Here is a 22556-nt window from a genome sequence, read left to right as displayed (position 1 = left end):
CGAGACGTCGGCACGGGCGAGCCGTCGGGCCGCGCCTCACCCTGGCTTCGGCGGCACCGCGAGCAAGAGGAGGCTCACGCTGAGCACGTAGGCGGTGAGCCCCGCGATGACGAGCGCGAGCGCGCGCGTGTACGCGCGGGTCTTCTCGTCGCGTCGGGCCAGCGCGTGGAGGAGCGCCCGCTCGAGGGTGCAGGGCGCGATCGAGGTGGTCCACCGCACCGCGAGGATCCCGGCGATGCACTGGCCCGCCCCGAGGAGCACGAGCACGAGGCCCGTGACGATGAGCGCCGCGGCCGCGCGGCTCGTGCTGGCGATGCTCGTGCCCGAGAAGCCCGTCACGGTGATCGTGAGGCCGGTCAAGGAGAGCAGCGTCTGCGCGCGCGCGGCGAGCACGCCGAGCTGGGTCTCGACGGTGCCCATGACCTTCGCGGGATCCCCCGCGTAGAGGGCGAGCAGGTGGCGCGCCTCCTCCTCGCGGTTCGTGGCGGGGACCGCGGCGTGCGTCACGGGCTCACATCCCGGCCAGGATTTCGAGCAGGGGCGGGCAGGTGACCATCAGCTCCTGCGCGACCGCCCGGTTGCCGGCCAAGACCAGCGCCCCGCCCGCGCCCGCGCGTGCGCCGAAGGGGGCCGAGCCCGCCGCGAGCACCTGATCGGCGAAGAGAAACTCCCCGGGCGGGAGCTCGCCGACGACCGCGTCTTGCTGGGTGAGCTCCAGGCGCCCGGCCCCGACGACCACGAGCCCCGGCACGGGCGCCCCGGCCTCGGCGATGACCTCGCCGGCGAGGAGCGAGCGCACCTTGAGCAGCGCGCCCACGTGCGCGCGTAGCGCGTCGTCGAGCCGTCGCCCGAGCGCTCCCATGCTCATCCCTACGAGCGCTAGGATGGGGTCGGCGGCGGAGCGGAGGTCGTCCTCGACCCACGGGCAGCTGCGGAACGCCGCGAGCACCGCCTCGTCGGTCCACACGGCGACGTGCGCCGAGGCGGTCGTGCACACGAGGCGGACCGGAGGCGCGTCGGTGGGGGTACCTTGCGCGCGGAGGACGGAGCCCGTCGCCAGGTGCGTGGCGGTCACGGGAATGCCCCGCGGCGCGACGTCGACCTCACCCTCCACGACGTAGGCGAGCGCGAACCCGGCGACCTCTTCCCCGGCGCGCAGGCGCACCTGCGTTGCGGCGGTGGCGAAGGTGTGGCGCGCGTCGTCGGGGAGGTCTGCGAACGCGTCGACGTCGTCGAGCGCGAGCGGAGGAACGGACTTCGGAGGGTGCGAGTGGAGCGCCGGTCGGGGCTCGGAAGCCCCCGGGGGTGCGGCGGGTGGCGCCGCGGCAGGGGCCTCGAGCGCGTCGAGGAGCGCGTCTTCGTCTGCGCCCTCCGCCGGAAGCGCGGCGTCGCGCACGCCGACGCGCTCGCCCGCGCCCGGGGGGAGCGTGGGGGCCGGCGTGGGGGCCGGCGTGACCTCGTCGTCCTCGGCCTCGTGGATGACCGTCGAGTGCTCCGCGCGGAGTGGCAACAACCCGCGGGCGCCGTCGCGCTCGGTCGGGCCCTCGGCGGCGGGGCTCGCGGCCCCGACCGGCCCGGGTTCTGGCGGTGGGACGGTGCCCGCGCGCGGCGGCTGGCTGGGACGAACGGCCCGGTGCGACGCGGCGCTCACGGGGCGAATCGCGGGCCGCACGAGCTCCTGCGTGAGGCGTTTGGGCCCGGGCAAGGCGGGACGCGAGGGGGTGCGCGGCGCCGCGTCGTCGGCGCGCGGCGGAGCGGTGGGACGCTGCGCGTCGGCCGGCGCCGCGGCGGGCGGGGGCGGGCCCGCCCGGAGCGCGGGCCTCGGCGGGGTCGAGGGTTGCCGAGGTGAAGGCTTTGAGGCGGCTGGGGGCGGTGGTCGCGCTGGGCTCGCGGGGGCCAACGGGGGGCGCGGGCTCGGCGGCTCGGAGACGACGCTGACGATCGGAGGTTCGTCGGGGGGCGGGCTCGGCGCGTGCCGCTCCTCGGGGTGCTCCTCGAGGTCGGGTGGCAGGACCAGCGCGGGGATGGAGGGGATCTCCGAGGGCGAGAACACCGCAGGACCCGACGGCGGCAACGACTCGATGTCCGCGTCGTCGACGAGGAGACCGTCTCCCTCGCCGTCCTCGTTCGTGACGCCGACCGCGCCGTGTTCGAGGCGTTCGGCCAGCTCGACCGCGTGCCGCGCGAGCTCGATCATGCGGTCGTCGTGGTGGGCCTCGCCCGCCGACAGCACCGCGCGACGCAGCCAAACGAGCGCGTCTCCGCGCTCTTGGCGCTGCCACTGGGTCTCCGCGGTCTGGAGAGCCCAAATGACGTCTTCGGCGTCGCCTTCGCGTGGAGGGGGGATCCCAGGCATCCAACCTCCAGAACTATCCGAGGTCTCCTCCAAGCTCCACCCCGAAACCCCGCCATGGCTCCCCGCGCCCTCATGTGCCGCTCGGCGCCCGAGGAGTAGGGAGCGGCGCGGGAACGTGGCACGAGAGATGCCTACGACGCGGTGCATACAAGACCGCTTGATCTCGCGGAAATTTGCCCTATGACGAGTCGTTCCGCTCCAATTGCCGAGGCGAAAGATGCCACCCCCGAACGAGAGGTCCCAGCTTGACGCGTGACTCCCGCGACGAAGCGCACGACGCGATCCGCGAGACTGCCGAGCCCGCCGCCAGCCGCGACAGCGACACGTTCGTGGCGAAAGGCTCCGAGCCGCCGAGCTCTCGCACGCGCGCGCGCACCCGTGAGTCCAGCGTCGTGGCCTCGGCGGTGATGGCGCCGGAGGACTCCGACATGCCGAGCTCGTCCACCATGACGATGGAGGCGTGGGCCGCCCTCCACGGCGCCCGCGCGCCCGGCTCCCACGCGGCGGGCGCACACGACGAGTGCTCGCGCATGCGCCTCATCGGCGATCTCACGAGGCTCCTGCACGAGAGCGAGGTGCCTCAGCCGGTGCGCCTCGCCGGGCTCACGCTCATCGGCTGGCTCGCCCGGCGCCAGCCCGGTGAGGCGGCTCACGCGCTGGGCGCCCCTTGCGCGGAGGCGGCGCGCGCACGCGCCAGCGCGTCGGCCGTCCGGAGCGGGCCGTCCAGCGAGCGCTCTCGCGGCAAGAGGTGAGCCCACTTCGCGGGCGGCTCCTCGGGGCGCCCCGCGCCGCCTCGCTGGTCTCCGTGCTGCCGGTCGCGGCGCTGGCGGCCCTCGTCGCTGGCGCGGTCGTCGCTCGCGTGGCGGTCCCGCGATCGCCCGCGGCCGACTCGACGGCAGCAAGTGTAGAATGCACGGAACCTGCCGCCGCGGGGCTCGTCGCGCCGGCGCCTGGCTCGGCCCGAGCGCCCGGACTCACCGGTCCGACGCCGCCGCCGGCGGCGCGTGTGCCCGAGGGGAGCCCCCGCGTGCAGCACGGCGACGCCGCGCGGACCCACCGCTCCGCCGCCGTGGGCCCTCGGTCTGCGCGTCTCGTGTTCGCGGCCGCCGTGGGCGGCGCCGTCGCCGCGCAGGTGACCTGCTCACCCGACGAGCAGACCCTCTACGTCGCCACGCTCGCCGGCGCGCTCGTCGCGTTGGACCGCGCTGGCCGTGAGCGGTTTCGGGTGGACCTCGGCGAGCGCAGCTACACCGCGCCGGCCGTGGCCGGCGACGGCACGGTGTATGTGGGGAGCGACGCGGGGAAGCTCTTCGCCGTGAGCCCCGCCGGGCAGGTGAGCTTCCGGGTGGAGCTCGGCGGCGAGGTCGACGTGGCGCCGCTGCTCCTGCCCAGCGGCGAGGTCTTCGTCGTCGCGGGGCGCACGCTCGCGTGGATCGACCGTCGAGGCAACGTCGTGCGTCGGCTGCAGGCCAAGCGCAAGGTGTTCACCGCGCCCGCGCTGGCCGGCGACCTCGTGGTTTTCGGCGCCCAAGACGACCACGCCTACGGTGTGCGCGTCTCGACCGGGGCCGTGGTGTTCCGGACGCCTCTCGGCGCCGACGTGGACGGATCGCCCGCCGTCGCCGACGACGGCAGCGTGTACTTCGGCACCGACGCCGGCGAGATCGCGCATCTCGCGCCGAACGGCGGCGTGCTTGGGCGCGTCAAGGTCGGCGGGTACGTGCGCGGCCCGCTCTCGATCGCGCGGAACGGCGACGTCGTCGTGGGCACCTACGGCCCGGCGCCGAGGCTCGTGCGGGTGCGGGGCGACGCGGTCGCGGGGGCCTTCGCCCTCCAAGGCACGGGCTCACGCGAGTTCGGTGTGCACGGGGGCGCCCTCGAAGACGCGAGCGGCACGCTCTACTTCGGCGCCCAAGACGACGAGGTCTACGGCGTCTCCCCGGAGGGGGCGCGCGTCCTCGCGTTTCGCACCGGAGGTGACGTCGACGCTCCGCTCACCCTCCTTCGCGACGGCACTCTCGTGGTCCCGTCCGAGGACGGGCGAGTGTACGCGCTGGCCGCGCAGTGACGGTCTGCCGCGCGCGTACGCGGGTCGCCCACAAGCTCCCCGCGTGACCCTCGCGTCCGGGCACTCCACGGGAGCCTGTACAGACGACGGTGATGGTCGAGCGGTGCGGGCAGCCGCACGGTTGGGGTCGAGGGGAGGACGCGACTTGACCGAGGGCAACAGCGATCAGCCGAATCCCTGCGCCGCGCCCGGTGCCGCGCCCATCAGTTGATCCAGATCATGTGGGGAGGGTCGTTCCTCCGGCACCAGATTGGACCGGCGCGGAACGTCGCGCGCGGAGGAGCACGATGGAACTCAAGAGTCATGATCTCGTGCCGCACGGTGCGCCGAGCCACATTCGCTACGAAGAGCGGCCCGTGTTGGGCAGGGACGGCGTGCCCGTGGCGGGGCTCCATCAGGTGTGGCTTACCCTCGACAACGAAGCGCAGCTCAACTCGTACACGACGGCCGCGGTCAAAGAGGTGATCCTCGGGCTTCGCCGCGCGAGCAACGACCGGCGCGCGGTCTGCGTGGTGCTCACGGCGGCAGGCAATCGCGCCTTCTGCACGGGCGGGAACACGGCCGAGTACGCCAGCTACTACGCGGGGCGCCCGCTGGAATACCTCCAGTACATGCGCCTCTTCAACGACATGGTGACGGGCCTCCTCCAGTGCGACAAGCCCGTCATCTGCCGCGTCAACGGCATGCGGATCGGCGGAGGACAAGAGATCGGCATGGCCTGCGACTTCTCGGTCGCGGGAGACCACGCGCGCTTTGGCCAGGCCGGGCCCATTCACGGCTCTGCGCCCGACGGCGGCGCGACCGACTTCCTCCACCTCTTCGTTGGCGTCTCGCACGCGGCCGAGTCGCTGTCGCTCTGCCAGCCCTGGAGCGCCCATAAGGCGATGCGCCTCGGCCTCCTCACCGAGGTCGCGCCCGTGCACCGAGGCGCCGACGGCGCGTTCGTCCCAAACCCGCTGGTGGTGACCGAGCGCTATGTCGACGAGCTCGGGCGCATCGTGCACGGCGAGTGGAAGACGGGCGCCGCCCTCGACGCGGCCAAGGCGGCGGCGAAGGCCTGCGTGATCGACCTCGCGGAGCTCGACGCCGCGGTGGATAGGCTCGCGACCACGCTCCTCTACACGTTCCCCGACTGCACACGAAAGACGCTCGAGAGCCTGCGAAAGAAGAAGCTCGAGCACTGGCACCAGAACGCCGAGACCAGCCGCTCGTGGCTCGCGCTCAACATGATGACCGAGGCGGCCGCGGGCTTCGCGGCCTTCCACTACGGCGACCGAGCCGAGCGTGAGATCGACTTCGCGCTGCTCCGGACGCGCCTCGCCGAGGGGGCGACCTTCGACGATAGCCTGATCGAACAGGTGCTCCCTAAATCGGCACGCGAGCGCCGCGCGACCGACCGCCGCGGTGCGACGTGAGCGCGATCGCGGTGGAGCGTGAGCGCGACGGCGCGGTCCTCCACATCGTGCTCTCGGCGCCGCGATCCAACGTGCTCACGATGGCCATGATGGGCGAGATCGACGCCGCGCTGGCAGCTCACCGCGAGCAGCGCGAGTTGAAGCTCGTCGTGCTGCGTGGCGAGGGGGAGCACTTCTCCTTTGGTGCATCGGTGCCAGAGCACCGCGCCGACACCGCACCCGAGATGCTCCAGTCGTTCCATCGCCTCGTGAGAGCCGTGGCCGGCTACCCAGTGCCCGTGGCGTCGCTCGTGCTCGGCCGCTGCCTCGGCGGGGCGTTCGAGCTCGTCCTCGCCTCGCACCTCGTGTTCGCCGCGCGGAGCGCGGTGTTCGCGTGCCCCGAGGTGAAGCTGGGGGTCGTCCCACCCGTGCTGTGTGTCCTCGGGCACCACCGGCTCGGCGGCGCGCTCTCCGAGCGGCTCATCCTCACCGGGGCCGAGATCGACGCGGCGCAGGCAGCCGCCTCGGGAATGGTCGCGGCGGTGATACCCACCGAGCGCGAGCCCCGCGAGTGGCTGAGGGAGTGGTACGATCACCACCTCGCGTCGCTCTCGGCGTACGCGCTGCGCGAGGCGACGTGGGCCGCTCGTCACGGGTCGGGCCTCCTCCAGAGCCTCGGATCGCCGCTCGACGCGGCGGAGGCGCGCTACCTCGCGCGGGTCGCCCCGAGCCGCGACGGCCAGGAGGGCATCGAGGCGTTCATCGCGCGCCGCCCACCGATATGGACCGGCGAGTGAGCCCGCGGCGACCCGCCGACCCCGACACCGCCGTCGCGCGGTCATTGCCAATCATCACGCCCAGACCCCACCTCGCGACCCGACAGAGGAATGAAGATGACCACGAACGAGCCACACGCTGAGAGAGCTATGGACGTGCTCGCGCGCGCCAGCGAGCTCGTCGAGGACCGCCGAATGGCAGGGGTCATGGAGTGGAAGCTCCGGAACCCCGGAGGCCTGGCGGTGGGGCACATGCCGGTGTACGCGCCGCGCCCGTTGATCGAGGCGATTGGGTGCTTGCCGGTCGCCGTGTTCGGAGGAGGAGACTCCCTCGACATCATCCGGGGAGACTCGTACTTTCAGTCCTACATTTGCCATATCCCGCGGAGTACGGTGGAGCTCGGCCTCGCGGGAGATCTCTCCGCGCTGGACGGGATGCTGTTCCCCGCCATCTGCGACGTCATCCGCAACCTCGGCGGAATGTGGCAGATGCTTTTCCCCGAGACGTACTCCACCTACCTCGATCTGCCGCAGAACTTCGACCCGGAGGTGGGGGGTAAGTTCTACGCGCTGGAGCTCAGGCGCATCGCGCGCGATCTCGCGGCGAGAGGCGCGAAGCCTCTCGAGGCAGACGCCCTGCGTGCGGCGATTCGGGCCGAAAACGACCGCCGCCAGGCGCTGATGGAGCTCGACGACCTCCGCCGCCGGGAGCCGTGGAGATGTCGCGCGAGTGAGGCCTATGCCGTGGTGCGAGCCGGCGCCGCCCTGGAGGCGAGCGCCCACGCCGCGCTGATTCGCGAGTTCGTGGCCGCAGCGCTCGTCCGAGAGGCGCGGCCGGTGGACAACGTCCGCGTGGTGCTGGTGGGGAGCTTCTGCGAGCAGCCCCCGCTCGAGCTCATCCGCGCGCTGGAGAAGAGCGGGTGCGACATCGTCGACGACGACTTCCAGCTCGGGTTGCGCATGATCGACGGGCCCATCGACCTCGACGCCGCCGCCGACCCGATCGAGTGCTTGGTGCGCGCATACCTCACGCGAGGACGGGACAACGCCTCGCGCTATATCGGGGACCTGGTCAAGGGACGCAGTCTGATCTCGCGCGTGCGCGCCTACGACGCCGAGGGCGTCATCTTCGCCGCGGCCTCCTTCTGCGACCCCGCCTTGCTCGATCAGCCCATGCTGGAGGCCGCCCTCACGCGCGCCGGCGTCCCGCACACCAGCCTCAAGTTCTCAGAGAATACGGGACAATTTCAGGTCATTCGCGAGCAGGCCGGCGCGTTCTCCGACGCCGTCAAGCTCTGGGGGGCGGCGTCATGAACCAGCAAGCAGACACCGAAGGTCGCAAAGACGAGAGCCAGCTCACCCAGAAGCGCATGCTCGCAGACCACTTCGAGAAGCTGGCGCGCGCCAAAGCCGAGGGGAAGAAGGTCGTCTACACCTTCGTGCCCGGCAACGTCACCGAGCTGCTCGGCGCGCTCGACCTCCTCCCGGTGCTGCCCGAGATCAACGCGCTCCAGAGCGGCATGCGGAAGCGCTCCGCGGGATACATCGCCGAGGCCGAGAAGGCGGGGCACTCCGAGGACGTGTGCACCTACGTCAAGTGCGACCTGGGCATGCTGAAGGGCGGCAACATCGGTCCCACGGGCACGAAGCTGCCGGAGCCGGACCTCTTGCTGCTCTCGTACACGGGCTGCTTCACGTTCATGAAGTGGTTCGAGATCTTGAAGCAGGAGTACGACTGCCCGGTCGTCATGCTGCACGTGCCCTATCAGGCCGACGGCGAGGTGACGAAGGAGATGCGCGACTACGTGGTCGCGCAGATCGAGCGCGACGTGATCCCGGCGCTCGAGAAGGTCGCAGGCAAGCGTCTCGACCGAGACGAGCTCGCCAGGCGGCTCCACCTCTCGGCGCAGGCGGAGGACGACCTCGTCGCGGTGTGGGAGTCCGCGCGGCATCGGCCCTCGCCGATCGACGGCTATTTCGGGGGTGTTTACTACGTAGGTCCCATCTTCTCGTCGTTCCGCGGGAGCGAAGACGCGGTGCGCTACTACCGTCAGCTGCGCGCCGAGGTGGAGCGCCGCATCGCCGATGGGCTCGGCCCCGCCACGCCCGACGGAGAGATCACGAAGGAGCGCTACCGGTTGGTGGTGGAAGGGCCTCCGAACTGGACGTCATTCCACGACTTCTGGCGGATGTTCAGCCGCGAGGGCGCGGTGGTGGTGGCGAGTACGTACACGCGCGTGGGCGGGCTCTACGACGGAGGGTTCCGACACGACTATCGGAGACCGCTCGAGAGCCTGGCCGATTACTGTCTGGGTTGCTACACGAACCTCGGGCTGCCCGCGCGGACCGATCTCCTCGAGCGCTACATCAAGGACTACAACGCCGACGGGTTCGTCATCAACAGCGTCAAGTCCTGCAACTCGTTCAGCGTGGGCCAGCTCCTGATGCTGAGGCAGCTCGAGGAGCGCACGGGGGTGCCCGGTGGGTTCATCGAGTCCGACCTCGTCGACCCTCGCTATTTCGGAAAGGCCAACATCGAGAACCGGATCCAGAGCTTCCTCCAGGTGCTCGAGTCGCGGCGGGGGGCGCCCGACGCGCCCCTGCCGAAACGCACGGAGGGGCGGCGAGCCCTCACGGTGCTGCAGTCGGGCGAGCCGACCGAAGGAGGGGAGCGATGAGGTGCGTATTGGGCATAGACCTCGGCTCCACGACCACCAAAGCGGTGATGCTCGACGAGTCGGGCGTCACCCTCGGCAGGGGAATCACGAATAGCCGAAGCAACTACGAGGTCGCGTGCGCTGTGGCGCGCATCGAGGCTCACACCGCCGCGCGCTTCGACATGCTCGACCGAGCGCTCGGCCAGACGGATCCGGCGCGCGCGTGGCTCTCCCCGCTGCGAGACGCCTTCCGCCTCGAGCTGTTCCTCGACGACCTGGCCTCTCTCGAGCACGCGATCGAGGCCCAGCTCGCGCGCTCGTCTCGCCCGGACGCCGCGGCGCTCCGCGACGCGGTCGGGCGCGTGGTGTCCGTGGTCCGGCGGGACGCCTCGGCCCTGTTCTTGGCCGGCGCCCCCCGCCGCAGCGACTTCTTCCGAGACCTCGCGGGCGCGGCGTTCGTCACGGAGGCCGAAGCGCTGGCGCGGGTCGGGGCGGTCGCCTTCGAGCCGCTGGTCGCGCTCTATGACCGCGCCATCATCGAGGTCGAGACCTCGCTCAAGCCGCGCGACACGCGCGACCTGCTCGGTCGCGCGGTCGTTCAGGTGGGCACGCTCTCGGGCGACGCGGCCATCGCGGCGAGCCTCGCTCAGGCCGTCGGGTCTGCGACCGCGGAGCCGATCGAGGAGGTCGCCGTGGTTGGGACCGGGTACGGGCGACAAACCCTCCCGTTCCCGAGGGAGGCGGTGCGCAGTGAGATCCTCTGCCACGGGCGCGGCGCGCACCGCGTGTTCCCTGGCACACGCACCGTCCTCGATATTGGCGGACAAGACACCAAGGCGATCCAGATCGACGACCGAGGCGTCGTGACCTCGTTCCAGATGAACGACCGGTGCGCGGCGGGTTGCGGGCGGTACCTGGGATACATCGCCGACGAGCTCGGGCTGGGCCTGCACGAGCTCGGACCTCTCGCGCTGCAGGCGAAGAAGCCCATCAAGGTCAACTCCACGTGCACGGTGTTCGCGGGCGCCGAGCTCCGCGAGAGGCTCTCACTCGGGCAGAGGCGGGAGGACATTCTGGCTGGCCTTCACCGCGCGATCATGCTGAGGGCGATGTCGCTCCTCGCCCGAAGCGGAGGGGTGAAGGACGAGTTCACGTTTACCGGCGGAGTATGCAATAACTCTATGGCAACGAAGATTCTTCGAGAGCTGGTCGACGAGAACTATGGCGCGGAGGTCACGCTCAATATCCAGAGCGAGTCGATCTACATGGGCGCGCTGGGCGCCGCGATGTTTGCGCTCGACGACCTGCGCTCCGGCACCTTCGCGCCTCCACCCGCCTTCGTTCGCGCCGCGCAGTTGGAGGTGACGTCGTGAGCCGCCCCCACCTCTCGGCGGGCGTGGACGCCGGGTCGAGCGCGGTCAAAGTGTGCCTCGTGCGCAGCCTCGCGGGTGAGGACGTCGAGGTCCTCGCCACCGCCTCCCAGCGCATTCGACGGCGCAACGTCTTCGACGTGGTGCGCGCGACCTTCGAGGAGGCCTGCGCGACCGCGAAGGTGGCGGAGCGAGACCTCTGCTACGTCGCGAGCACGGGTGACGTCGACGCCGTCTCGTTCGCCACTGGGCATTTTTACGGAATGACCACGCACGCGCGCGGCGCACTCCAGCTCATTCCGGAGGCACGAGCGGTCCTCGATCTTGGCGCGCTGCACGCGCGGGCGCTGCGGATGGACGGTCGCGGGAAGGTCCTCGGACACCGCATGACCAGCCAGTGCGCGAGCGGTACGGGGCAGTTCCTCGAGAACATCGCGCGGTATCTCGGAGTGCCGCTCGAGGACGTCGGACCGCTCTCGCTCGCGTCGACCCAGGTCGAGGAGGTGTCGAGCGTCTGCGCTGTGCTCGCCGAGACGGACGTCATCAACATGGTCGCGCGCGGGCTCGGCGCCGGGGACATCCTCCGCGGCATTCACCTCAGCATCGCCGGGCGCCTCGTGAGGCTCGCGCGCGCTGCCGGCGCGGAGGGGGTGGTGGCGGTGACCGGAGGCCTCGCCCACGACACGGGCCTCGTCGCGGTTCTGGCCGGGTTGCTCGCGAACGAGCGGCGCTCGCCGAAGAAGGCGCTCGCGCCGCTCACGGTGCGCGTTCACCCGCTCTCGTCGCTCGCCGGGGCGCTCGGCGCCGCCATGCTCGGGGCGTTCCGCTTTGACCAGCTCGAGCGCCGTCGGGCACGGGCGAGCCTGCCGGGAGGCGACGTGTCGCCGGCGCTCCTCCCTCTCTCCGGGGCGAGCTAGTCCCCTGGAGTCGTGGTTCGTATCAGAAGTCGGGTCTTCGGTGTCATGCCGAGGAGCGATGGGGTGCCCCGTTTTCGGCGGCGGCGGGCCCGTCCTCAACTCGGACGTCGTTCCGCGCGGTGGAGGCGGCGCTTTGCGCTCAGGGGACAGTGGTTTCGGGTGTGACCGCGCGAGAACGCCGACCCTCGAACATGAGTATCCTCCCACCGCCGCCGAAAACGGGACACCCCCTCGCTCCCTTGTGGCGAAAGGCCGAGCCGCCCGACTTCTGGAAGGGATCACGCTTCCAGGGGACTAGCACTACTGAGAGGTTCCCTCTCGCTACGCAGTTCGCTGCGCGAACGGCAGTCGTGCTAGCCCTGTCCCGGAGGGGGCGCGGCGCCCCCTCTCGGCCACAATGCTGGCCGCTTCACCCCTCCGGCTTGTCCGCTCCCGCGGCCAACTACCACCACTGCGAGAATGAAGTCTCGCAGGTGTGCTAGAGCAGCTAGGCGATGGCGGGGCGTGTCGCGGTAGCGTAGAGCTGCACGAGCGCGTCCGCGCGTCGCGTGAGGTTCGTGACGACCTCTGTGGCCTCGGCGTCGGCCTGCGCGCATGCGCGGGTCACGTCGGCCCACGCGGCCGGACGCAGGCGAGCGACGGCGAGCGGGTAGACCACGTCGTCTTCGTCTCGGATGTGGGCCCGAAGGAGGATCGCGAAGTCCCTCGCGAGGCGCGCGACCTGGGCCCGCTCGCCCGCGGACCATGGGGGGCCCTCGGCGAGGTCGCCCAGGCGGGAGACCAGATCCCGCCCCTCGTCGTGCTGCTCGAGCATGAACGCGACCGGACCCTCCTCGTCGCTGAGGCCCGCGGCCACCATCGCGCGGAAGAGGATCTCCTCCTCCTTCCTGTGGTGGTGCGCGTCCGCGTACGCCTTCAGGAGCGCCGTCAGCTCGCAGAGGTGGGGCCGGGGGAGGTCCTCCCCCCGCTCGATCGCCTCGCCCATCCGTTCGAGCGTGTCGAGGAGCGCCTCGATGCGCCGGTGCTCTCCGACGAGCGTCCGCAGCACTGCGTCCCCGTCGCCCTTCAGCCATCTATCGGTCATTGGCTGTAATTCATCCCGCGCGAGCGCGCCGTGTGTTGATATTCGTCAGCTGGCGCGCGGGCGCACGCGGCACACTCTCGCGATGTCATTCGAGGCCTATGTGCTGACGGCGGCGGGCGCGCCCCTCGAGCGGCAGTCGCTCGAGCTCGCGAGCCTCGCGGAACACCAGGCGGTGGTCGAGGTCGAGGCGTGTGGGCTATGCCACACCGACCTCGCGTACGCGCGCGGGGAGGTCGCGCCCCGTCACGCGCTGCCGCTGGTGCTCGGGCACGAGATCGTCGGCCGGGTGGTAGCGGCCGGTGGCGCCCACGAGGCCCTCGTCGGCGCGCGCGTGCTCGTGCCGGCGGTGCTGCCCTGCGGCAGCTGCGACTTCTGCCGCGCCGGGCGTGGGAACGCGTGCCCGAAGCAGAAGATGCCCGGCAACGACGTCCACGGGGGGTTCGCGACCCACGTGACGCTCCCCGCGGCGCCCCTCGTGCCACTCACGGACGTGCCTCCGAGCGTCGATCCTCGCCACCTCGCCGTCGTGGCCGACGCCGTGTCGACAGCCTATCAGGCGGTCGTCCGCGCGGGCCTCGTGGCCGGAGACGTCGCGTTCGTCGTGGGGGCGGGCGGCGTGGGCGGCTACGTCATCCAGATCGCGCGAGCGCTCGGCGCGCGGGTCGTGGCGATCGACGTGGAGGCCTCGCGCCTCGCGCTCGTCGCCGCCCACGGCGCGGAGCACGGCGTCGTCGTGGGCGATCGCCCGCCGAAGGAAATACGGAAAGAGGTGCATCGCCTCGCGGCCGACTGGGGCGTGCCCTCGCTCCGATATCGAGTCTTCGAATGCAGCGGGACGCCAAAGGGGCAAACGCTCGCGTTCACCCTGCTCGCGCCGGCCGCGACCATGGTCCAGGCTGGGTATTGCGCGAGCCCGGTCGAGCTGCGCCTCTCGAACCTGATGGCCTTCGACGCCACTGTGCACGGGACGTGGGGATGTCCGCCCGAGGCCTACCCGGCTGTCCTCGACCTGATTTATTCGGGTCGTGTCGCGCTGGCGCCGTTCGTCGAACACGCGCCGCTGTCCGAGGTCAATGGGATTCTGGACGACATGGCCAATCATCGGTTGACGCGGAGGGTCGTCTTCGACCCGCGGCGGTGAGTGAACTGACGGGGCCACGAAGAGGAGGAGGCACCATGGATGCGAGCCCGGGAGCAGCCACCGCGGAGCGGGGGGTGAGCGGAGGTGAACGTGGGGTGAGCGTGAGGGCGCTCGCGCCTGGCGATCTCGACGCGGTCGTCGATCTCGATCGACGGATCACGGGCGGGGCGCGCCGCGCCTATTTCGAGCGACGACTCGCCGTCGCGCAGGCCGATCCGACGGGCCACGTCCAGTTCGGGCTCGCGGCGGGCGCCGAGCTGCGCGGCTTCGCGCTCGGGCGCCTCGGCGGCGGCGAGTTCGGTGGTCGGGCCCCCTCCCTCGTGCTCGAAGCGGTGGGCGTCGAGCCTGGCCTCCAGGGCCAGGGTCTTGGGCGCGTGCTGGTGGACGCGCTCGCGGAGCGGGCCCGTGCGCGCTCGGCGCAGACGCTCGTCACTCAGGCCGACTGGCGCGACAACCGCATGCTCCCCTTCTTGGCGCGCGCCGGCTTCGCCCTCGGTCCGCGCATGCTGCTCGAGCGGCGCGTTCAGCGCATGCCGCTGGCAGCCACCGAGGAGGAGTTTGAGCGGCCCCCTCCGCTCATCCGCCACCTGCGTGCCAGTGATCTCCCCATGATCGCGCGGATCGACGCGCGCATCACGGGGGAGGATCGCGCGCGTTATCTCGCCAAGAAAGTGGACGCCGCGCTCCGCGAGTCGGCGATCGTCGTGTCGCTCGTGGCGGAGGACGACGGCTTCGTCGTCGCCTTCGCCATGGCGCGCGTGGACCTCGGCGACTTCGGCCACGTCGGGCCGACAGGCTCCCTCGACACCATCGGGGTGAACCCCGATGTCGCCGGACGCGGCTTCGCGCGAGCCCTGCTCGCGCAGCTACTCGACAACCTCGCGGCGCTCCACGTGGAGGCGCTCGAGACCGAGGTCGCGCGGGAGTCGTTCGAGCTCCTTCGCTTCCTCTACCGCTTCGGCTTCGGGGCGTCGCCGCGCCTGTCGTTCTCGCGCGCCCTCTGAGCCAGGGGCCCACGGGCGTGAGCCAGGCCGCGGCGGGCGCGCCCGAGCGAAGCGCGCGCCTTCACCCAGGCTCGAGGAACCTCGCGAGCACCTTCATCTCGCCCCACCCGGGAAAGAACGCGACGACCGCCGGCTCGCCGAGCTCCAGGGTCTTGACCACCTGGCCGATCCCGAACTTCTTGTGCCGCACGCGCGCGCCGCGGCGCAGCTCTGTCCCGCCGCCGTCGTCGTGCGCGAGATCCGCGTCGTCGTGGTCCACGTAGCGCTCGCCCGGCGCGACAGGGGGGGCCGGCCGGGCCTGCGGGGCGTGGAAGCGGGCCTGCGGGTGGTGAAAGTCTCCGCTCGCGCGGGCGCGCGTCGGCGCGTCGGCGTAGCGCACGGCCTCCGCGCCCTTCGCGGCGGAGGTGGCGCTCGCGTGCACCACGTCGCGCGGGAGATCGCGTAGAAACCGGCTCGGCGCCGCGAGGCGCGTCGTGCCGAAGATCTGGCGGGTCTTGGCGTAGGTCAGCACGAGGTGCTGGCGCGCGCGGGTCACGGCGACGTACGCGAGGCGCCGCTCCTCGTCGAGCTCCTCGTCACCGCGGAGGTCCATGCCCTTGTAGGGGAACATGTCCTCCTCGAGGCCCGTCACGAGCACGACGTCGAACTCGAGGCCCTTCGCGCTGTGGATGGTCATGAGGGTGGCGCGGCCCGTCTCCGCGAGGGCGTCGAGGTCGGAGTTCAGCGACACGCGCTCCAGGAACCCCTCCACCGTCGCGCGCTCTCCCCGCGCCTCGCACTCGGCCGCGAAGTCGGCGAGCGAGCCCTCGAGCTCGGCCAGGTTCTCGAGCCGCGAGTCCGACTCGGCGCTGTCTTCGGCCTCTAGCGCGGCGCGGTAGCCGGTCTTCGCGAGCACGTCGCGGAGCGTCTCCGCGGGGGTCTGCTCCCGCGCGGCCTCGGAGAGGGCGCCCAGCAGCGCGCGCACCTGCCCGAGGCGCTTGCGCGCCGGCGGGCCGATCTCGGGGGCCTGCTCGAGGTGGGCCATCGCCTGGAACACCGACACGCCCAGGGTGTTCGCGAGCAACACGAGGCGGTCGAGCGTGGTCTTCCCGATCCCGCGTGGAGGGACGTTCACCACCCGCAGGAGGTCGACGTCGCTCTTCGGGTTGGTGAGCACGCGCAGGTAGGAGAGGGCGTCCTTCACCTCCGCCCGCTCGTAAAACTTCATCCCCCCGACCACCTGATAGGGCAGATTGGCGGCGCGCATCGCCTCTTCCAGTACGCGCGACTGCGCGTGAACCCTGTAGAATACAGCAATATTCCGCGGCTCCACCCCGCCCGCCACGGCGTCGCGCACGAGCCGCACGACGTAGGCGGCCTCGTCGCGCTCGGACGCGGTCTCGACGACGTGGACCTTCCCGCCCTCGTCGTTCTCGGTGAAGAGCTCCTTCGGCTCGCGCGTGGCCGAGGGGGCGATGACCCCCAGCGCCCCGCGCACGATGTTGGCGGAGGAGCGGTAGTTCTGCTCGAGCTTGACCACCTCGGCGTCGGGGTAGTCGCGCCGAAAGCCCCGGATGTTGCGCACGTCGGCGCCGCGCCACCGGTAGATCGACTGGTCGTCGTCGCCCACGACGCAGAGGTTGCGGGTGCGCGCGGCGAGCGCCTTGAGCAGCCGGTACTGCGTGCCGTTCGTGTCCTGAAACTCGTCGACCAGCACGTGCGAGAAGCGGCGCAGGAGCGCGTCTCGTGCCTCGCGCGTCGCTGGGGGGGCGGAGTCCTTCGCCTCGAGCACGCCCACGACGCGCCAGATGAGGTCCTCGAAATCGACCGCGTTCGCGGCCCGCATGCGCTCCTCATAGGCGACGTAGGCGCGCTTGGCCGCCTCGTCCAGGTACGAATCGAGCGCCATGTCCTCGGGCCCGCGGCCCTCCTGCTTCTCCTTGTGGACCCGGGCGAGCATCGCCCGCGCCGGGTAGCGCTTCTCGTCGAGATCGAGCGCGCGGAGCGCCCGCGTCATGATCGAGCGCTGGTCCTGCGTGTCGTAGATGACGAACCCGGAGCTCAGCGCCGCGGCCTCCGGGTACCGGCGGAGGATGCGCGCGCAGGTCGCGTGGAAGGTGCCTACCCACGCCTCGCGGACCTGCGAGCCGAGCATCTCCTCGAGCCGATGACGCATTTCGCCCGCGGCCTTGTTCGTGAACGTGACGGCGAGCAGCCGGAACGGCGGCACGTGGTGCCGCGCGATCAGGTTCGCGATTCGGTAGGTGATCACGCGGGTCTTGCCGCTCCCCGCCCCCGCGAACACCAGCAGGGGCCCCGCGGTGTGGGCGACGGCGCGCGCCTGGGGCTCGTTCAGCGAGAGGTCGGCGGGGGCGGCGAGCTCGTGCGCGCTGCCGGCGTCTGCCTCTTCCTCGCCGAACAGATCGTCGTCGTCCTCGGGCACCCCGCCTGTGTAGCATTTGTCGAGCCGACGGGGCCGACGGGGCCGACGGTGTGGGCGGGGCGGCACCGCTGGGCCGCCGGGGTTGCGGCACTTTTCACGATGTTTTGCGTTCCATCCCGCGCGACCACGATATACTCCGCGTAGACATGAGTGATCCGACCCCTGAAGTGAAGCCCGCAGGCGGAGAACCCCCGACCGAGCCGACCGAGGCGACCGAGGCCGTCGCCGCCAAGGCGGAGGAGAAGGCGCCGCCCACGCCGCCGACACCCGACGAGCTCGTCGCGCAAGCGAAGGCCGAGGCCGCGAAGACCAAGGAGCAGCTGCTCCGCACGGCCGCCGACTTCGACAACTTCCGCAAGCGCTCGCGCAAAGAGATCGAGGACGCGCGGAAGGCCGGCAAGGAGGACCTCCTGAAGGACTTCCTCCCCGTCTTCGACAACCTCGAGCGCGGAATGCAGAGCGCCAAGAACGCCACGGACGTCTCGGCCGTCGCCGAGGGGCTCTCGATGGTGCTGCGCCAGTTCATCGACACGCTCGGCAAGCAAGGCATCACCAAGGTGCCCACGGTGGGGACGCCCTTCGATCCCTCGGTCCACGAGGCGATCCAGCAGGTCGAGAGCGACGAGCCGGTGGGCCACGTCGTCGCCGAGGTTCAGTCTGGCTACGTCCAGGCGGGCCGCCTCGTGCGCGCGGCGTTCGTCGTCGTGGCGAAGCCGAGAGCCTCCTGAGCGACCCAAGCGATCCGTAGGAGCGACGCGAAAATCATGGGCAAGATCATCGGCATCGATTTGGGTACGACCAACTCGTGCGTGGCCGTCGTCGAGACGAGCCCCGCGGGCAAGGTCGACGTGAAGGTCATCCCGAACGCCGAGGGGGCGCGCACGACACCGTCGATCGTCGCGTTCACGGCGAGCGGCGAGCGCTTGGTCGGGCAGCCGGCCAAGCGTCAGGCCGTGACCAACGCGGCGAACACGATTTACGCGGCGAAGCGCCTCATCGGGCGGAAGAAGAAGTCGGCGGAGATCGAGCATCACGCCGCGAGGTCGCCGTTCAAGATCATCGAGTCACCGAACGGCGACGCGTGGATCGACGTCGGGGGGCGCCAGATGTCGCCGCCCGAGGTGAGCGCGATGGTGCTCGTCCGCATGAAGGAGATCGCGGAGACGTACCTCGGCGAGTCCGTGACCGACGCCGTGGTCACGGTCCCCGCGTACTTCGACGACGCGCAACGACAGGCCACGAAAGACGCGGGCAAGATCGCGGGCCTCAACGTGCGGCGGATCATCAACGAGCCCACGGCCGCCGCCATCGCGTACGGCCTCGACAAGAAGCAGTCGGAGCGCATCGCGGTGTACGACCTCGGTGGAGGCACGTTCGATATTTCGATCCTCGAGATCTCCGACGGGGTCTTCAGCGTGAAGTCCACCAATGGCGACACCTACCTCGGCGGCGAGGACTTCGACCTGCGCATCGTCGACGCGGTGGCCGACCAGTTCTTCGCCGAGCACAAGGTCGACCTCCGCAAGGACAAGATGGGCCTCCAGCGCCTGAAGGAGGCCGCGGAGAAGGCCAAGCACGAGCTCTCTTCGTCGCTCGAGACCGAGATCAACCTGCCGTTCATCGCGGTTGGGGCGGGCGGCGCCCCGCTGCACGTCATCAAGACCATGACCCGGGCCGAGCTCGAGCTGCTCACCCGCGACCTGGTCGAGCGCAGCCTGGAGCCCTGCAAGAAGGCGCTCGAGGACGCGAAGCTCCGCACGAGCGACATCAACACCGTGGTGCTCGTCGGCGGCATGACGCGCATGCCCGCGGTCAGCAAGGCGGTGAAGGAGTACTTCGGCATCGAGCCGAGCAAGGGCGTCAACCCAGACGAGGTCGTGGCCGCCGGGGCCGCGCTCCAGGGCGCCGCGCTCGACGGCGAGCAGAACGTCGAGGTGTTGCTCCTCGACGTCACGCCGCTCTCGATGGGCGTCGAGACCGGCGGCGGCGTCTTCACGCCGCTCATCGCGCGCAACACGACGATCCCCACCGAGCGCAGCGAGGTCTTCACGACCAGCCTCGACAACCAGAGCTTCGTGCCGATCCACGTGCTCCAGGGCGAGCGCCGCATGGCCGCGGACAACCGCAGCCTCGCGAGGTTCGAGCTCGCGGGCATTCCCCCGGCACCGCGCGGAGTGCCGAAGATCCAGGTGACCTTCCGCATCGACGCCAACGGCGTGGTCTCGATCGACGCGAAGGACCTCGGCACGGGCCGCGTGCAGCAGGTGAAGGTCACGTCGACGAGCGGTCTCGACAAGGACGAGATCGACCGGATCATCCTCGAGAGCGAGCGCTTCGAGGCGACCGACGCCATTCGTCGCGAGCTCGCCGAGCTGCGAAACGCGGCCGAGACGCTCCTCTACACCACCGACGCGGCGCTCGAAGGCTACGTCGACATCGTCGACGCCGACACGCTCGAAGAGACCCGCGAGGCGGCGAGCCGACTGCGCGAGCTCGTCGACTCGCAGGGCGATATCCAGTCCATGCGCTCGGCCTACCAAGACCTCGAGGCGCGCACGTTCCAGCTCGCCGAAAAGCTCTACGGCGGCTGATCTCCCGACGTCGCGCGCGGCTTGGCACTCCGTCGACACGACCCGGCTACGCCTCGGTCGCGACGTCCGGGCCTCGTCCGAGGCTCGCGGCGAGGGCGAGCGGCGCCCACAGCGGGAAGAAGATGGGCAGGCCGCGCGCGAGCATGGCCAGCGCGGCGAGGCGGGTAGCGCGTGAGCCGTCGCGCCGCACCACGACCACGTGGCGGCGTGCGTCGAGGGCGTCCGCCTCCCACGGACGCACGTGGAAGCGAGCGAACCAGTCGGTCGCGCGGACGACGGCCGCGAGCGTCGTGGCGGCGCGGCTCGTGGGGTCGTAGCGCAGGGCGCGGGCGCGGACGTCGCCCGTGACGAACACGCCGTACATCGTGAGCGTGAGCGCCCCGAACAGCTCGACGCGGCTCGTGAGCTGGATGAGGACGTGAAACCACACGCCCCACGCGAGCGCCGCCGCGCGCGTGCGCCGGCTCACGAGCAGCACGGGGAGAGACAGCTCGGTGATGACCGCGAGCTTCGCGAGCGCGCTCGCGGCGAGAGGGGTCGCGAGGGCCGCGAGCAGACCGTGGGGGACGCCCCTCGCCTCCGCCAGCGGCGCGTACCACGTGAGGCGCTCGTGGAGCACCGCGCCCGAGCGCCAGTCGGCGTCGAGGAGCTTCGAGGCGCCGGAGGCGAGGTACACGAGGCAGACCTGCGCCTGGCAGAGGGCGACGCCCCACGCGAGGCCCACCCGCGAAGCCGCCGACGCTGGTGGCGCGGCCGGGGTGAGCCATCGATCGCAGGGCGTGAGCGACAGGAGGAGCGCGTAGCATCCAAGCGCGTAGCGGTTGTGATGGTAGTCGAGGGTATCGATCGATAGTGTGTAAAATACAAGGAATGCGCTGCCCACCAGCGCCTCGCGCGCGCGGGCACCGAGCACCACGAGCGCGGCGAGGACGACGCGCAGGGCGACGAGCGCGACGTAGAGGGAGCGGCCGGGGACCCACGCCTCGGGGAGCAGGCTCACGTGGAACGCGTCGCCGAAGTAGCCGCGAGTGGTCAGCTCGCGCGCGGCCGCCGCGGACTGGTAGAGGAGCATGAGGCCGAGGCTCAGCCGCACCGGCCCGAGGAACGTGCCGTCCACGGTGCCGTCGAGGAGCCTGCGGAGTCTTCGATCAAGGCGCACGGTGGGCCCTCGGGAAGGACTCGAGCCGCGCGGTCTCGGGCGGACGGCGGTTTCGCCGCGTGGTCACGATCAGGACGAGGCGTGTCGTCTCGGCGTCGCCGCTCGCGTCGAGGAACACGTCGTCGAGCGCGGCGTGGAGGCGCTCGGTCTGGGTGGCGGCGCCGTAGCTCGCCGCGAGCTCCACCCCGAACGCGCACAGCTCGGGCCTCCGGACGCGCTCCCGCCACGAGTACCTCCGCATCGTGCCCGAGGCGTCTCTCGCGTTCCAGTCGCCCGTCGGCACGGGCACGAGCGCCCCGCGCACCTCGCGGAAGAGCTCGTACCGCACCGTGCTGGCCTCGGAGAACATGCGGAACCCGCCCATGGCGCCGGGGCGCGAGTCTGCGGTCAGCGCGAGCGCGCACTGTGCGGCGAGCCACGCCGCTGCGAAGAGGCCTCGCGCGACGCGGGACGACTCGAGCACGCCGCCACGGTATCACGCTCGCGCGGCGGCCTTCACGCGCTCCCGCCGGCGCCGTGGGCCGCCGGCGCGAGGGGAGGGACGCCGGCAGGCCGGAGCGCCATCTCTACGACAGGGTACGCCCGGAGCGGCGCCTCGCGCACGTCCACGAACCCGAAGCGCTCGTAGAGCGGCCTCGCGTCGCGCGTGCCGAGCCGTACGATCCGCGCGCCGCCCACCCGCGGGTGCGCCAGGAGCACGCGCAGCATCGCGCTCGCGAGGCCTCGCCCGCGCGCGCGCTCGGTCACGAGGACGTCGAAGATCCAAGCGACCCTGCCGTCGGTCGTCGCCCGCGCGACGGCGACGAGCCCGCCCGCGTCGTCGAGCACACCGACCCTCACGGCCGAGTCTCGGAAGGCCCGCGCGCGGTCGCTCGGCGACACACCCTCGAGCCAGTAGGCCCCCTCGAGGAGCCGCGCGGCCTCTTCGAGCCGCTCGTCGGGCAGGTGAGCGAGGACGCGGCTCCCGTCGCGGGCCCGGAGCAGGTCGGGCGGCGCGTCGCCCGGGTTGGCGCCGAGGACCGCCTCCACCGCCGCGTAGTCGCCCGGATCGCCCCGCCCGAGCAGCCCGCGGATCACCTTCGCGCGCTCGTCCGGGGTGCGATTCTGTGCGAGCTTCTGCTTGCCGGTGACCTGCTCGAGGTCGAGCCGTACGACCGCGATGCTGGCGACCGCCTTCGCGTACAGCGGGCCCTCGGCGTCGATGGGCCCATACCCGCCCTCGGGCTGGAGCTTCTCCATCAGCGCGGTGAGCACGGCCGCCTTCTTCGCGGGCTCATGCTCCGCCCCGAGCACCCCCTCGACCTGCACGCTCCGGTAGAGCGTGGTCGCGGGGCACGCGCGCACCGGATCCGTGAAGGTGGAGGGGATGCGGGCGACATCCTCTTCGTACGAGAGCACGGCCCGCCGGCCGAGCGCCTCCGCCTTCTCGCCCACGGGGGCCCCGTGGAAGTAGAGCGCCCCGCCGACGCGCACTGTATGGAGCGCGCGGAGGATGGGCTGCCCGGCGTCGCCGGTGCTGGCGAGGTGCATGGTTGGCGCCCGATCGAGGAGCGTCAGCGCCTCGGTGTGGGTCATGGCGAAGTAAGTGGCCTTGCGCATGCCACGAACATGCCCCCA

Annotated in this window: 19 protein-coding genes; 12 read left to right on the top strand and 7 right to left on the bottom strand. The window is 71.4% G+C overall.

Annotation, left to right across the window (positions count from 1 at the left end; translation table 11 throughout):
• Positions 1–36: 36 nt before the first annotated feature.
• Together IPQ09_03495 and IPQ09_03490 are read right to left on the bottom strand one after the other, a co-directional pair.
• Entirely contained in the window at positions 37–507 is a 471-nt protein-coding gene (locus IPQ09_03495; protein MBL0193285.1) for a hypothetical protein, read from the bottom strand.
• Positions 508–511: 4 nt separating this feature from the next.
• Complete coding sequence (locus tag IPQ09_03490) at positions 512–2356, bottom strand: hypothetical protein (protein ID MBL0193284.1); 1845 nt, start codon at positions 2354–2356, stop codon at positions 512–514.
• A gap of 245 nt (positions 2357–2601) precedes the next feature.
• On the opposite strand from IPQ09_03490, the gene IPQ09_03485 reads away from it, so the two are divergent.
• The 8 genes from IPQ09_03485 to IPQ09_03450 all read left to right on the top strand — a co-directional run bounded on the left by IPQ09_03485 (position 2602) and on the right by IPQ09_03450 (position 11538).
• Complete coding sequence (locus tag IPQ09_03485) at positions 2602–3108, top strand: hypothetical protein (protein ID MBL0193283.1); 507 nt, start codon at positions 2602–2604, stop codon at positions 3106–3108.
• Positions 3105–4424 carry a PQQ-like beta-propeller repeat protein gene (locus IPQ09_03480; GenBank protein ID MBL0193282.1) on the top strand — a complete coding sequence of 440 codons (1320 nt, stop codon included), beginning with the start codon at positions 3105–3107 and terminating at the stop codon, positions 4422–4424. The genes IPQ09_03485 and IPQ09_03480 overlap by 4 nt, the downstream gene beginning before the upstream one ends.
• A 287-nt stretch (positions 4425–4711) precedes the next feature.
• Positions 4712–5839 (top strand): 6-oxocyclohex-1-ene-1-carbonyl-CoA hydratase, encoded by a 1128-nt coding sequence (gene oah / locus IPQ09_03475; GenBank protein ID MBL0193281.1) that lies wholly within the window; start codon positions 4712–4714, stop codon positions 5837–5839.
• The gene (locus IPQ09_03470) at positions 5836–6615 is read left to right on the top strand and encodes an enoyl-CoA hydratase/isomerase family protein (GenBank protein ID MBL0193280.1); all 780 of its coding nucleotides are present in this window, start codon (positions 5836–5838) and stop codon (positions 6613–6615) included. The genes oah and IPQ09_03470 overlap by 4 nt, the downstream gene beginning before the upstream one ends.
• Before the next feature lie 96 nt (positions 6616–6711).
• Positions 6712–7908 (top strand): benzoyl-CoA reductase subunit C, encoded by a 1197-nt coding sequence (gene bcrC, locus IPQ09_03465; protein ID MBL0193279.1) that lies wholly within the window; start codon positions 6712–6714, stop codon positions 7906–7908.
• The gene (gene bcrB, locus IPQ09_03460) at positions 7905–9272 is read left to right on the top strand and encodes a benzoyl-CoA reductase subunit B (GenBank protein MBL0193278.1); all 1368 of its coding nucleotides are present in this window, start codon (positions 7905–7907) and stop codon (positions 9270–9272) included. The genes bcrC and bcrB overlap by 4 nt, the downstream gene beginning before the upstream one ends.
• Complete coding sequence (locus tag IPQ09_03455; protein MBL0193277.1) at positions 9269–10624, top strand: benzoyl-CoA reductase subunit A; 1356 nt, start codon at positions 9269–9271, stop codon at positions 10622–10624. The genes bcrB and IPQ09_03455 overlap by 4 nt, the downstream gene beginning before the upstream one ends.
• Entirely contained in the window at positions 10621–11538 is a 918-nt protein-coding gene (locus IPQ09_03450; protein ID MBL0193276.1) for a benzoyl-CoA reductase subunit D, read from the top strand. The genes IPQ09_03455 and IPQ09_03450 overlap by 4 nt, the downstream gene beginning before the upstream one ends.
• 487 nt (positions 11539–12025) lie before the next feature.
• Here the strand turns inward: IPQ09_03450 and IPQ09_03445 are convergent, their stop codons facing one another.
• Positions 12026–12622, bottom strand: coding sequence for a hemerythrin domain-containing protein (locus IPQ09_03445; GenBank protein MBL0193275.1), 597 nt, complete (start codon positions 12620–12622; stop codon positions 12026–12028).
• A gap of 82 nt (positions 12623–12704) precedes the next feature.
• On the opposite strand from IPQ09_03445, the gene had reads away from it, so the two are divergent.
• Positions 12705–13763 carry a 6-hydroxycyclohex-1-ene-1-carbonyl-CoA dehydrogenase gene (gene had / locus IPQ09_03440; protein ID MBL0193274.1) on the top strand — a complete coding sequence of 353 codons (1059 nt, stop codon included), beginning with the start codon at positions 12705–12707 and terminating at the stop codon, positions 13761–13763.
• 95 nt (positions 13764–13858) lie between these two features.
• On the top strand, positions 13859–14767 hold the full coding sequence (locus IPQ09_03435) for a GNAT family N-acetyltransferase (protein ID MBL0193273.1): 909 nt from the start codon (positions 13859–13861) through the stop codon (positions 14765–14767).
• Between the two features lie 61 nt (positions 14768–14828).
• On the opposite strand, the gene IPQ09_03430 is transcribed toward IPQ09_03435, so the two are convergent.
• Positions 14829–17189 (bottom strand): UvrD-helicase domain-containing protein, encoded by a 2361-nt coding sequence (locus tag IPQ09_03430; GenBank protein MBL0193272.1) that lies wholly within the window; start codon positions 17187–17189, stop codon positions 14829–14831.
• Between the two features lie 146 nt (positions 17190–17335).
• On the opposite strand from IPQ09_03430, the gene IPQ09_03425 reads away from it, so the two are divergent.
• Both IPQ09_03425 and dnaK read left to right on the top strand, forming a co-directional pair.
• On the top strand, positions 17336–17917 hold the full coding sequence (locus IPQ09_03425; GenBank protein MBL0193271.1) for a nucleotide exchange factor GrpE: 582 nt from the start codon (positions 17336–17338) through the stop codon (positions 17915–17917).
• 36 nt (positions 17918–17953) lie between these two features.
• Complete coding sequence (gene dnaK / locus IPQ09_03420) at positions 17954–19780, top strand: molecular chaperone DnaK (GenBank protein ID MBL0193270.1); 1827 nt, start codon at positions 17954–17956, stop codon at positions 19778–19780.
• 46 nt (positions 19781–19826) lie between these two features.
• Here dnaK and IPQ09_03415 read toward each other — a convergent pair whose 3' ends face one another.
• The 3 genes from IPQ09_03415 to IPQ09_03405 are packed head-to-tail and all read right to left on the bottom strand — an operon-like array spanning position 19827 to position 22538.
• The gene (locus IPQ09_03415; protein MBL0193269.1) at positions 19827–20939 is read right to left on the bottom strand and encodes an HTTM domain-containing protein; all 1113 of its coding nucleotides are present in this window, start codon (positions 20937–20939) and stop codon (positions 19827–19829) included.
• Positions 20929–21402 (bottom strand): hypothetical protein, encoded by a 474-nt coding sequence (locus IPQ09_03410; protein ID MBL0193268.1) that lies wholly within the window; start codon positions 21400–21402, stop codon positions 20929–20931. Before IPQ09_03410 ends, IPQ09_03415 begins: the two co-directional genes overlap by 11 nt.
• A 32-nt stretch (positions 21403–21434) precedes the next feature.
• Positions 21435–22538: a GNAT family N-acetyltransferase gene (locus tag IPQ09_03405; GenBank protein MBL0193267.1), complete on the bottom strand. Its 1104-nt coding sequence runs from the start codon at positions 22536–22538 to the stop codon at positions 21435–21437.
• Positions 22539–22556: the final 18 nt, after the last annotated feature.

This window comes from Myxococcales bacterium (assembly GCA_016720545.1).
Taxonomy (GTDB): Bacteria; Myxococcota_A; Polyangia; order Polyangiales; family Polyangiaceae; genus JAAFHV01.
This window is presented reverse-complemented; position numbering and strand designations above follow the sequence as displayed.